Consider the following 331-nt stretch of genomic DNA (forward strand, 5'->3'; position numbering starts at 1 on the left):
CACCAGATGAACTCGCGGATGTCCGGATGCGCGGCGTTGAGGATGACCATCTTGGCGGCCCGACGCGTCTTACCGCCGCTCTTGATGACGCCGGCGAAGGCGTCGAAGCCCTTCATGAACGACACCGGCCCCGAGGCGATGCCGCCCCCCGAGAGCTTCTCGTGCGAGGAGCGGATCCGCGACAGGTTGGAGCCCGCCCCCGAGCCGCCCTTGAAGAGCGTGGCCTCGGTGCGCGCCAGCTCCATGATCGACTCCATGGTGTCGTCGACCGAGTTGATGAAGCAGGCGCTGGCCTGCTGCGGCGTGTCGGGGACGCCGAGGTTGAACCAGA

Annotated in this window: 1 protein-coding gene; it reads right to left on the reverse strand. The window is 67.4% G+C overall.

The genetic code is table 11. The features are described from left to right. Positions 1 to 331 (reverse strand): vitamin B12-dependent ribonucleotide reductase (locus tag L6Q96_23430; protein MCK6557500.1); only part of this gene is annotated, 331 nt, incomplete at both ends.

Source organism: Candidatus Binatia bacterium (genome assembly GCA_023150935.1).
In the GTDB taxonomy this organism is placed as follows: Bacteria; Desulfobacterota; Binatia; order HRBIN30; family HRBIN30; genus JAKLJW01.